The sequence below is a fragment of the Streptomyces sp. NPDC050263 genome, from assembly GCF_040655955.1.
Taxonomy (GTDB): domain Bacteria; phylum Actinomycetota; class Actinomycetes; order Streptomycetales; family Streptomycetaceae; genus Streptomyces.
Genome location: NZ_JBFAKW010000104.1, coordinates 23,415 through 33,958, shown reverse-complemented (window position 1 = coordinate 33,958; position 10,544 = coordinate 23,415). Strand labels below are relative to the sequence as shown.

Here is a 10,544-nt window from a genome sequence, read left to right as displayed (position 1 = left end):
GTACGTCCAGTACGAGGACTTCCGGCCGGCACACCGAGAGCACGCACCGGACGCCGCTCCTTGACGGGCAAACGTTGCCTGCCGCGGCACTAGCGCCCCACAGACCGAAGGCCCCGCCGTCCCACGGCGGGGCCTTCGCCGTACCCGGACCGCTTCACCCCCGGGCGGCAGCACCACTCCACACCCCTCTCTACAAGGAGACCCATCCATGGCAGGCACCAATTCCTCCGAGATCCGCATCGCAGGCGTCGGCCGGCTCTACGTCGCCGCGGCCGACACCAAGGTTCCGACGACCTTCTCCACCGACCCGTCCACCGACTGGGCGGCCGGCTGGAAGAACCTCGGCTTCACCTCCGGTGACGGCGTCACGTTCAGCAAGAAGGACAAGCTGGAGCCGGTCGACGTGTGGCAGGCCGTCAGCCCGGTGCACTTCGTGTACTCGGACCGCGACCTGACCCTGAAGTTCTCGCTGATGCAGTTCAACGAGGACACGCTGCCGTTCTTCATGGGCGGCGGCGCGGTCACGGCCGTCACCGGCTCGACCGGCGTCTACAAGTACGACATCGCCGACCGCCCGTCCTCCGACGTGCGCGCCCTCGGCCTGGAGTTCACCGACGTCCGCGCCGACGACGGCGCCACCGTGACCTACCGCTTCGGCATCCCGCGCGGCCAGGTCACGGCGGCGGACGACATCAAGCTGGCCCGCAAGTCGGCGGCCCAGCTCGGCATCACCTACACGGCGATGGCCTCCGCCGACGGTTCGGCGCTGGCCAGCTTCGTGATGAAGGACGCCGCGTACGCCGCGTCCTGACCCACGGGGCCCACGGGGAACCCACGGGGAACCCACCCGGGGCGGGACGGGCGGCCGAGGCCGGCGCCCGTCCCGCCCCGGGCCCCACCTCTCGTTCCTCTTTCTCTCCTTCTCTCCTTCTCTCTCCTCCGACCCAAGGAGCGCTCATCACCATGGCCCGTTTCGACGTCAACGCCGCCCGCGCCCAGCGCCTCGAAGCCCTCGGCCGTACCTGGTCGTTCGAGCTCGACGACGAGAGCTTCACCCTGCCCACGGAGCTGACCCGCGCCACCGCCAAGGCGCTGCGGGAGCTCGACGACAACGACGTGGACGGGCTGCTCGGGCTGCTCATGGGCGAGCAGCAGTTCGCCCGCTTCGAGCAGCACGAGGTCACCATGCAGGACATCGCCGCGATCCTGGAGGCATACGGCAAGGAGACCGGGCTCGGCCTGGGGGAAGGCTGAGCCTCGTCGGGTTCGTCGACGAACACGCCGAGGCCCTCGAGGCGGACCTGCTCCGCTACTACGGGATCGACCTGCTCGACTGGCACCGCGAGCGCCTGTCCGCGCGACGGCTCGCGGTGCTCATCAAGCAGTTGCCTCGTGACAGCGCCCTGAACCGGGAGCTGCACGGCGAGGCCGCCGAATGGTCGGTGACGGACCACCTGCTGGCCGCCGCCGTGGACCATCTGGCGGCCGCGAACTGGATGTTCGCCTGCGTCAACTCGGAGGAGGGAGACCAGCCGGAGGCCCCGGCCCCGGTGCCCCGTCCGAGGGACCTGGCCGGGAACGGCGGGCACGACGACGACGGCGACGACGACGTCACGTACAAGGAGTACGCCGAACCTGCCGAAGAGACCGCCGGCGGCCGGGAGCAGCACACGGCCGCGCCGGACGGAACGCCGTCGGCGGTCCAACTGGCCAGGTTCTTCGGCTGATCGTGCTTCGGCTGATCGCTCTGCGGCTGATCGTGCTTCGGCCGACCGGCTCCGCTGAATCCGCCCAATCCGCTCAATCCGCTGAATCCGCTCAACCGGAGCCGGAGCCCGACGGCCCGTTCTCCTCATCCCGGTGCCGGCCGCCGACCCGGCCCTCCAGTTCGTCCGCGAGGGCCCGGGCCTTGTCCGAGAGCCGGGGCCGGACCTCGTCACGGGCGTCCGGCGGCCCGGGCGGCGAGGGCTCCTCGCTCTGCCGACGCCCTCTCTCCCGCCCGGCGGCTCCGATGTCGCCGGGCAGGGCCAGCGGGGGCACGCTCGGCCGGCCGTTGCGCCGGACCACCGGCCGCCGTTCGGAGGGCGGGACGCGCTCCCGCACCTCGCGGGCGGAGAGCAGGATCTCCCCGTCGGCACGGGAACCGGCCTCCGCCGCACCCACCCCGCCGGCCTCGTCGTCGTCATGCTCCGCCAGCTCCGCGGGGTCCGCCGGGTCCGCCGGAGGCATCGGCACCGGTGTTCCGTCCGCCACCGAGCGTTCCCGTTCCCCGCGCTGTTCCACTCGCGTCAGTTCGGAGGGCGGGCGCAGCAGCTCGACGTAGGGGAGCGGAATGACATCGCCGCCCCGCTCATCACCACTCGCGCGCTCATGCTCTCGCTCGCCTTCGGCCCGCCGGGTGGCCCGGCGCGGACGGCGGCCGGTGCGGGCGTCCTCCTGGCCCTGGAGGTAGGCGGCGGTGATGCGCTCCTCGTACGCGCGTCGTACGGCGGGCAGCTGTTCGTCGACCACGTCGGCCCAGCCGGCGCTGTACGCGGCCAGTTCACGCCGGTCGAGTTCGGCCCGGGGAAGGATCACCAGCTCGTCCGGGCCGTAGCCGAGCCGCAGGACCAGCTCCGAGACACGGGCGATGAGATGCGGCAGATCGGAGGCTTGTTCGAGCCAGTCGATCGCATGCTGCTGCCGCACGTTGCTCGCGTCCCCGTCCACCCCATAGGCCTTGCTCTCGTCCCCTGGCCCCATCGCGCCCCCCGCGCGAGGACGGCTGCCCGTCACCGTCCAAACGTTTCTGGCGGACCCTCAGTTCCCTTGCAGGGCCCGGATGTTCACCATTTCCTTACCCGGAGGAAGCTCGGCCGGATCCTACTGCACGAACCTGGCAGCACTCCGGGCACACCCTGCATCGCCGCAGGTCCCGACCACTGAACGACGGAGCGTCCTCGCCAAACACGGAACGACCCCACGGGATTACTCGTACACTAGTTCGAACACACGTTTCGAACGCCCCAGAGGCGCCACCTGAACCACAGACCAGCGGACACCCCAGCGGACAGACCAGCGGACAGACCGGAAAGCAGGCCGATATGGCGACTGGCACGAGCAACTCCCCGAAGCAGCCGATCGACACCTACACCCGCCTCGCCCACCTCCTGCACACCACCCCTCCCGACCGGGAGGCCGTGCTCGACCGGGTGTACGAAGAACTGCTCGCCCGGGAGTCCCGCGCCTACGCGGCCGGCTGGTCGGACGCCTTGACGGAGGCGCGGCGGACCCGCCGCTACAGCCGGCCGTAGCCGTCCGGCACCGTCCGTATCCTCACCGGCCACCCGCGTCGCGCGCGTGGCCGGCGGCCGAACACGCCCGGCCGGGTCATCACATCGAGAGCGCCGCCCACACGACGAAGGCCAGCCCCGCGGACAGAGACGCCACTTCGTACCCGCGTTTCCAGAACGAGGCGTTCACCGAACGGGCAGCCATGGCGCGCTGCGGCTTCTGCGGGTCGTAGCAGACGTCCACGAGATCGCCCTCCCGCGTGCCGGCCGGAACCTCCCGCTCGTCGGCGTCGATGTGGAACTTCTCGCCCCCGCCCTCCGCCGTATAGCGCAGGACATAGGTGGGCTTGTCCCCTTGCCCGGACCATCTGCGGTCCACGCACTCCGCCTTGACCGTCACCCCTCGCCGCACCAGCGCTCGGTGCCGCAGGTACAGCAGGACAGCCATGCCGAAGAAGGGCATCGCCACCAGGAATCTGGCCGGAGTCCAGTCCACGACCCACCCCCGCAGTAAATGCCGACCGCTCCGAATCTCAGGACTGTACCAAGACGGAGGCAGCCATGGCAGGCGAAACGGAAGAACCGCTCAAAAGCGAGATCGAGACACTCAAGAAGAATCTGGAGAAAAAGGCCGACGTCAGCACTCTGGTCGACTATCTGAAGCGCTCGGACATCAACCCGAAGGCGCTGGCCGGCGCTCCGGAGGAAAAGCCGCCACCGGCTCCCGCGGCACCCGCGGCGGAACCGGAGACCGGATGGTGGCAGTGGTACAAGGACCCTGAATTCATCGGGCTCGCGGCCTCCTGGCAGGCCTTCAAATTGGAATTCCCGCCGCTTTTCAACATGGAGGTGCTCAGCGACACCCTCCTCAAGAAGATCGGAATCGAGCGGAACGAATGGGGATTCCTCTGGAAGGCCGCCCGGCCCGCCGAGGAAGAGGGCGGGAACACCACCGACTCGAACACCACCACGAACAACACCACGGCGAACCGGACCACGGCGAACACCACCACGAGCGGCGCCGCGAACAGAACGACCACGGGCAACAGCACCACCCGCGCCCCCGCCCCCGCCCGCGCCGCCGCCCCCGCCCGCGCCGCCGCGCCCGCCCGCGCCGCCGGCTCGCCGAACCAGCGCCAGAACCTGCGCGACACCGAGAACCAGGCGAGGCGCACCCGAGAGGAACTGGCCCGTACCTCTCCCGCCCTCCGGCAGGCGACCAACGACGCCGACGGGCTGTCCGGCGCCGTCGGCTGACCTCCACGACAGATTGGATACGCCGTGTCCCTGGTCCAGTCACTACAGAGAGCTTCCGGATCCCTCCAGAAATTCAGGACCGACGCCGCCGGAGCGGCCCGCTCCGCCGACACTCTCAAACAGAAGGCGAGCGCGGCCGACGGCGGCCTGAAGAAACTCAAGAGCGCCGCACAGGACTCCGGCCGTGAACTCAAGAACCTCAAGACCAGTTCCGATCAGGCCGAAAAGGCCATGGCCAAGGCCGGAAAGACAGGCTCGACCGCCGGAAAGAACCTCGGGAAATACGAGGCCGGGGCGAGCAAGGCGGCCAAGGGCCAGGACAAGATGAACAAGTCGATGAAGGGCAACTTCTTCGGCATGCTCATGGATCTGCTCATGCCGCTCATCCAGAAGGTCGTCGAGATGGCGACCAAGTCGAAGACCATGCAGAAGGTCCTCAATACGGCCTTCGGCGTCATCAAGTCCGTGATCAGCACCGTCATGAAGGCCATCGGGCCGATCATGAAGAGCGCCGCCAAGCTCATCAAGTCGATCTGGACCGGTATCAAGACGGCGATCTCGTCCGTCGTCAAGGCCATCGCCACGGTCATCAAGACCTACGTCAACATCTGGAAGAAGGTCATCAGCACCGCGCTGAACGCGATCAAGACGGTCGTCTCCGGCGTGTGGAAGGGCATCAAGGCCGTCATCTCGCCGGTCGTCAACTGGGTCAAGTCCGCGATCCCGAACGCCTTCAAGGCCGTCAAGGACAAGCTGTCCAGCATCTGGGGCGGCCTCAAGGGCATCGCGAGCCGTGCCTTCGACGGCATCAAGGGCGCGGTGAAGGGCCCGATCAACGCGGTCATCGGCATCATCAACCGCGCGATCGGCGCCCTCAACGGCATCAAGGTGTCGATCCCCGGCTGGGTCCCCGGCGTCGGCGGCAAGACCTTCGGCGTCAGCCTGCCGAGGATCCCCATGCTGGCCGCCGGCGGTGTCGTCATGCCCCGCTCCGGCGGTGTCCCGGCGATCCTCGCCGAGGCCGGTGAGGCGGAGGCCGTCCTGCCGCTGAGCAAGCTGGACCGGCTGCTGCGTCGGGCCGCCGCCCAGGGCCCGGCGTACGCGGGAGCCGCCGGGGCGGGCGGCGCGCTGCACATCGAGCACTACTACGCGGCCGAGACCAGCACTCCGCAGCGCACCGCCGACGCGCTGATGTTCCTGGCGAAGGCACGCGGATGAGCACGGCGGCAGTCTCCGCGAGCGTCCTGCCGCCCGACCCGCTGGCCCGCGTCGCACCCGTGCTGCGTTCCTTCCGGACCCGGGTAGCGCAGGGCGGCGGAGCGATGCGCGACCTCACCCGCAGGATCAGGAACTGCGCTGCGACCCTCGACCGGCTCGGCACCGCCGTCGACCAGACCTCCACGGCGGTCCGCCGGACCAAGGACGACGTCGAGTCCGCCGCACGGGCCGTCACCAAGGTGGGCCAGAGCGCCACCACGGCGGCCGTCGGAGTCAAAGCCGTCGGCGACAACGCCGGAAAGTCCACCAGGTCCTTCCGCAGGCTCCTGTCCGGGATCGGCGGCGCCGTCGCCCTGGCCGTCGGCGTCATCGGCATCGTCGGCGACCTCATGGGGGCCTTCGGCATCGCCATGACCGTCGGCGCCGGCGTCATGCTGGTCATCAACGCGCTCACCCGGGCCAATCCCATCGGGTTCGTCACCGGACTGCTCCTCCCCGTCGCCGGGTGGCTGCTCGATCTCGCGATGAACTCCGAGACCGGTCAGCGGCTGATGGAGCAGCTCGCCACGCTCGTGCTGAAGTACGTCGAGGGCTATCTGCTCGTCATGACGCCGCTGCTCAAGGCCGTCGCGAGCGCGGTGAACACGTACGTCACCGTGTACCTCGGCGTCATCACCACCGCGCTCACGGTCGTAGGCGCCCTCATCGGCACCGGCTTCGCCGTCCTGAAGGCGCTGACCACCGGGGACACCCGGGCGCTCAGCGCGAAGGTGTCGTCGGTCTGGCGCGGGTTCAAGGACGCGGTGCGGCCGGCGCTGGACTGGATCACCCAGGACATCCCCCGGATGTTCACCCGGATCAAGGAGGCCACCTCCAACACCCTCGGCGCGATGGGGCAGTTCGTCACCACCGGCGCGCAGACCGTCGCCGGCGTGGTCAAGGGACCGATCCAGGGGCTCATCGCCTTCGCCAACTGGGTCATCGACAAGCTCAACTCGCTGAGCTTCTCGATCCTCGGCAAGAAGTTCGGCGTCCACCTGGACAAGATCCCGATGCTCGCGGAGGGCGGCATCGCCGTCCCCGGCGCCGCCCGGGGCGCGGGCCGGGTGCTGGCGCTGACGGCCCTGGACCGGCAGCGGACCCTCGCCCGACGGCGCGGCCCGCGGACCACCGGGCAGCCGCACCGCATCCGGGAGTTCCACGAGAGCGCGAGCACGGGCGCCCGGGGCGCCGCGGAGGACCTGCTCTTCCTGGCCGCAGCACACGCATGCACCTGAACCCGAGAGTGAGGTGACGGCCGAGATGGCCGAGACCACGACAACCGCATACACCGACGATGTGGCCCCCGGCTCACTCATCACCCGCGACGGGCAGATGCAGTGGGCCGGACTGCTGATGGGCCCAGGCACCCTGTACGAGATCGACCGCGGGGGCCTCAGCGGCTGGGAGGACCTGCCGGAGTACGACTCCTCCGACGCCGACCACCCCACCGCGCACGGCGCCTGGCCCGGCGCCCGCTACGCCAAGCCGCGCCGGGTCGGCGGCACGGTGTGGACCGTCCCTGCGCAGGACGACTCCGCCGCCTCGCTGGCCGCGATCCGGGTCCTGCGCCAGGCGCTCCTGCTCGGCGACGCGGAGCGCTGGCTGGCGGTGCGGCTGCACGGCGAGACGCTGGCCGTGCGGGCCCGGGTGAGCCAGCGGCTGCTGGCCGCCGACCGGACGTACACCACGCAGGGCGTGTCCCGGGCGTCCGTGCAGTGGTACGCCACCGACCCGCGCCGCTACTCGGTCACCGAGCAGACCGCGGTCACCGGCGCCCCGCAGCCGGAGAGCGGTCTGACCTGGCCGCTGACCTGGCCGCTGTACTGGGGACAGGCGGACTCCACCGGGGACGTCAACGCCGACAACGGCGGCTCGGCGCCCACCCACCCGGTGATCACCTTCACCGGCCCGTGCGCCAACCCGACGGTGACGGACCGGAGCTCGGCGCAGCGGCTGCGCTACGAGATCACGCTGGCGGGCGGGGACGAGCTCGTCGTCGACACCGCCGCCGGCACGGTCACCCTCAACAGCACCGCGTCGCGCCGGCACACCGCGGCCGCCGACAGCGGCCCCGAGGAGCTCTTCGCCTTCGCCCCCGGCCGGGCCCAGCTGGCCTTCCGCCCCGACGCCCACGGCGCGGGCGCCCAGATGAGCGTGCGCTGGCGCGAGGCGGAGTGGTGACCGGCACCTTCTGACAGGCCCTCACCTCACCCCCAGATCACAGGAGACCAGCAGATGAACCTGCGCAGCTCATGGGTGGCCGAGACCGGCCAGACCCGCGAGGACACCCGTCTGACCCAGCTGGGCGCGACCACCCCGGCCAACCCGCTGGACGTCCGCTCCGGCATCCTGCCCGGCTCCTACGACGGGCTGTACCGGCTCGCGGGCTTCTGGATGGAGGGCGGCGCCGGCACCATGAGCGCCACCGTCCACGAGGGCCGCGCCGTCGTCCAGGCCGACAGCAACCAGGGCGCCTACCCGGTCACGCTGGCCGAGCCGATGTCCCTCACCTTCGCGGACGGCGACGCCTCGTACGCCAGGATCGACGTGGTCGTCCTGCGGATCTACGACGACCAGTACGACGACTCCGGCTTCACCAAGGCCGCGATCGAGATCGTCAAGGGCACCCCGGCGGCCGCCCCGGAGGTTCCCCAGCTCCCGGGCATCGTGCTGCCGGTCTACCAGGTCCGGGTCCGGGCCGGCAGCAGCGCCGGAAACGGGGGCGTCAACTGGAACGACGAGGTCACCGACCTCCGCACGCCCACCGTCGCGGTCGGCGGCATCCTGCCCGTGGTCGGCGAGACCGGAAACGGCGCCTACCCCGGCCAGTACCGCGACTCCGGCGGCGCCCTGCAGCGCTGGGACGGCTCCGCCTGGGTCGGCTACCCCAGCGCCCTGGGCGGCATCGCCCCGGCCGGCGCGGCCACCACGGCCAGTTACACCGGCCAGTACCGGGACGGCTCCGACGGCACCCTGCAGCGCTGGAACGGTTCGTCCTGGGTGTCCTACCAACGCGTCCCCACCTGGGCCAACTACACGCCCGTCTGGTACTCGTCCACGGGCGCGGCGCCCGTGGTCGGCAACGGCAGCCTCAACGGCAGGTACGTGAAGCTCGGCACGCTCGTCCACGTCCGGGTGCGGCTGGCGATCGGCTCGACGACCAACCTCTCCGCCCTGGACGCGGCCGGCGCCTGGTCCGTCTCGCTGCCGTCCCCGCCGGCGACCGGCTGGATGACCGACATCCTGCTGAACGTCGTCGGCTACAGCAGCAACGGCTTCCGGTTCTTCCAGGGCACCGGCCAGCTGTCGGCGAACAACGGCGGCGTGGCCACCAGGTTCACCGTCGCCTCGGGCACGGCCGCGGCGAGCGGGGGCTGGACCAAGGCGGCGCCCTACACCTGGCAGAGCGGCGACGTCCTGTCGATCTGGGGCTCCTACGAGTCGGCCTCCTGACCCCCTCGCCGAACCCGTTCCCGACCGCATCCGACCCGCCCGCATCCGACCCGACCTCACTCGCCCCGACCTCACTCGCCCCGACCTGGAAGGAATCGCCATGACCGTACGCTCCGCCTGGCTGTCGCCCACCAGCCAGACCCGGGAGGACACCCGGGTCACCCAGATCGGGGCGGTCACCCCGATCACCGACATCAAAGGGCGCTCCGGTGTCCTGCCCGGCTCCGAGAACGGCCAGTACCGGGTCACCGGCCTCTGGCTGAACGGCGCCACGGGCGGTATGACGGCCACCGTCGGGGTCGGCCGGGCGGTCGTCCAGACGTCCGTCGCCCGGGGCGCGTACCCGGTCGCCGTCACCGAACCGGTCCCGCTCACCTTCGAGGCCGGCGACCCGCAGTTCGGCCGGATCGACCTCGTCGTCCTGCGGATCTACGACGACGACTACGACGGCTCCGGCCGCGCCGAGGCGGTCGTGGAGATCGTCAAGGGCGCCGCGACCGCCACCCCGGTCGCGCCCGCCGCCCCGGACGCCTCCCTCGTCCTGTTCACCGTCGCCGTCGCCAAGGGCGCGGCCGCCGGCGCCGGCGGCATCGACTGGGACAGCGCCCGCGTCGACCTGCGTCCCACCACCGTCCCGGTGGGCGGCATCCTGCCGACCCGCTCCGACGACACCGCCCCCGGCGGCTACCCCGGGCACTACCGCGACGTCAACAACACGCTCCAGCGCTGGGACTCCACCGCCTGGGTGGCGTACCCGAAGGGCATCGGCGGGCTCGTCCCGGCCGGAGTGCTGACCACCGGCGGCTACCCCGGCCAGTACCGGGACTCCGCCGCCGGACAGCTCCAGCGCTGGAACGGCGCCGCCTGGCTGCCCGCCGTACCGGGGCCCGCCTTCGTGCAGTCCCTGGACGCCGGGACCACCACCTCGACGGCGTACACGGCCGCCCTCACGGGCACGGCGGTCACCGCCCTCACTCTCAACTTCACCGCTCCGCCGTCCGGCGCCGTGATCATCACCGTGGGCGCGCGCATCTCCACCTCGGGCACCGAGACCGCGCAGGCGCACATGTCCCCGCAGGTCACACTCGGCACGACCGTGCTCTGGGCGCCGGACGACCAGCGCGCCGCGTCGGCCTCGGGCTCCCTCGGCAAGTCGGTGTCGACCCAGCTGCGGCTGGGCTCCCTCACCGTGGGCTCGACCTACACGGTCACCGCGATGCACCGGTCGAACACCGCCAACATCACCTGCTGGTTCGACAACATCCACGTCCGCGTCGACCCGATCGCCTGAGCCGCACCGAT

General features: G+C 71.0%; 12 protein-coding genes. 10 read left to right on the top strand and 2 right to left on the bottom strand.

Annotated features, from left to right (window positions below; translation table 11 throughout):
• The first annotated feature begins 208 nt into the window (after positions 1–208).
• From AB0J04_RS34045 to AB0J04_RS34035, 3 genes are all read left to right on the top strand, one after another.
• Positions 209–811, top strand: a complete 603-nt coding sequence (locus AB0J04_RS34045) for a phage tail protein (RefSeq protein WP_363172466.1) — start codon at positions 209–211, stop codon at positions 809–811.
• A gap of 152 nt (positions 812–963) precedes the next feature.
• Complete coding sequence (locus AB0J04_RS34040; protein ID WP_363172465.1) at positions 964–1,254, top strand: hypothetical protein; 291 nt, start codon at positions 964–966, stop codon at positions 1,252–1,254.
• Between the two features lie 65 nt (positions 1,255–1,319).
• Positions 1,320–1,727, top strand: coding sequence for a hypothetical protein (locus AB0J04_RS34035; protein ID WP_363172469.1), 408 nt, complete (start codon positions 1,320–1,322; stop codon positions 1,725–1,727).
• A 91-nt stretch (positions 1,728–1,818) separates the two neighbouring features.
• On the opposite strand, the gene AB0J04_RS34030 is transcribed toward AB0J04_RS34035, so the two are convergent.
• Entirely contained in the window at positions 1,819–2,742 is a 924-nt protein-coding gene (locus tag AB0J04_RS34030; RefSeq protein ID WP_363172464.1) for a hypothetical protein, read from the bottom strand.
• A gap of 341 nt (positions 2,743–3,083) precedes the next feature.
• Here AB0J04_RS34030 and AB0J04_RS34025 point away from each other — a divergent pair, with 341 nt between their 5' ends.
• Positions 3,084–3,293: a hypothetical protein gene (locus tag AB0J04_RS34025; RefSeq protein ID WP_363172463.1), complete on the top strand. Its 210-nt coding sequence runs from the start codon at positions 3,084–3,086 to the stop codon at positions 3,291–3,293.
• A 79-nt stretch (positions 3,294–3,372) separates the two neighbouring features.
• Here AB0J04_RS34025 and AB0J04_RS34020 read toward each other — a convergent pair whose 3' ends face one another.
• Positions 3,373–3,768 (bottom strand): DUF3592 domain-containing protein, encoded by a 396-nt coding sequence (locus AB0J04_RS34020; protein ID WP_363172462.1) that lies wholly within the window; start codon positions 3,766–3,768, stop codon positions 3,373–3,375.
• A 65-nt stretch (positions 3,769–3,833) separates the two neighbouring features.
• Here AB0J04_RS34020 and AB0J04_RS34015 point away from each other — a divergent pair, with 65 nt between their 5' ends.
• The 6 genes from AB0J04_RS34015 to AB0J04_RS33990 all read left to right on the top strand — a co-directional run bounded on the left by AB0J04_RS34015 (position 3,834) and on the right by AB0J04_RS33990 (position 10,533).
• Positions 3,834–4,529, top strand: coding sequence for a hypothetical protein (locus AB0J04_RS34015; protein ID WP_363172461.1), 696 nt, complete (start codon positions 3,834–3,836; stop codon positions 4,527–4,529).
• A 24-nt stretch (positions 4,530–4,553) separates the two neighbouring features.
• Complete coding sequence (locus AB0J04_RS34010; RefSeq protein WP_363172460.1) at positions 4,554–5,747, top strand: phage tail protein; 1,194 nt, start codon at positions 4,554–4,556, stop codon at positions 5,745–5,747.
• Positions 5,744–7,024 carry a tape-measure protein gene (locus AB0J04_RS34005; RefSeq protein ID WP_363172459.1) on the top strand — a complete coding sequence of 427 codons (1,281 nt, stop codon included), beginning with the start codon at positions 5,744–5,746 and terminating at the stop codon, positions 7,022–7,024. The genes AB0J04_RS34010 and AB0J04_RS34005 overlap by 4 nt, the downstream gene beginning before the upstream one ends.
• 25 nt (positions 7,025–7,049) lie before the next feature.
• Positions 7,050–7,970, top strand: a complete 921-nt coding sequence (locus tag AB0J04_RS34000; protein ID WP_363172458.1) for a phage tail protein — start codon at positions 7,050–7,052, stop codon at positions 7,968–7,970.
• Between the two features lie 54 nt (positions 7,971–8,024).
• Positions 8,025–9,242, top strand: coding sequence for a hypothetical protein (locus AB0J04_RS33995; protein ID WP_363172457.1), 1,218 nt, complete (start codon positions 8,025–8,027; stop codon positions 9,240–9,242).
• Between the two features lie 100 nt (positions 9,243–9,342).
• Complete coding sequence (locus tag AB0J04_RS33990) at positions 9,343–10,533, top strand: hypothetical protein (RefSeq protein WP_363172456.1); 1,191 nt, start codon at positions 9,343–9,345, stop codon at positions 10,531–10,533.
• Positions 10,534–10,544: the final 11 nt, after the last annotated feature.

Excerpts from the sequence above, each read along its gene's own strand:
- AB0J04_RS33990 (WP_363172456.1), top strand. The coding sequence starts at position 9,343 with ATGACCGTACGCTCCGCCTGGCTGTCGCCCACCAGCCAGACCCGGGAG.
- AB0J04_RS34045 (WP_363172466.1), top strand. The coding sequence starts at position 209 with ATGGCAGGCACCAATTCCTCCGAGATCCGCATCGCAGGCGTCGGCCGG.
- AB0J04_RS34040 (WP_363172465.1), top strand. The coding sequence starts at position 964 with ATGGCCCGTTTCGACGTCAACGCCGCCCGCGCCCAGCGCCTCGAAGCC.
- AB0J04_RS34005 (WP_363172459.1), top strand. The coding sequence starts at position 5,744 with ATGAGCACGGCGGCAGTCTCCGCGAGCGTCCTGCCGCCCGACCCGCTG.
- AB0J04_RS34015 (WP_363172461.1), top strand. The coding sequence starts at position 3,834 with ATGGCAGGCGAAACGGAAGAACCGCTCAAAAGCGAGATCGAGACACTC.
- AB0J04_RS34025 (WP_363172463.1), top strand. The coding sequence starts at position 3,084 with ATGGCGACTGGCACGAGCAACTCCCCGAAGCAGCCGATCGACACCTAC.
- AB0J04_RS33995 (WP_363172457.1), top strand. The coding sequence starts at position 8,025 with ATGAACCTGCGCAGCTCATGGGTGGCCGAGACCGGCCAGACCCGCGAG.
- AB0J04_RS34030 (WP_363172464.1), bottom strand. The coding sequence starts at position 2,742 with ATGGGGCCAGGGGACGAGAGCAAGGCCTATGGGGTGGACGGGGACGCG.
- AB0J04_RS34000 (WP_363172458.1), top strand. The coding sequence starts at position 7,050 with ATGGCCGAGACCACGACAACCGCATACACCGACGATGTGGCCCCCGGC.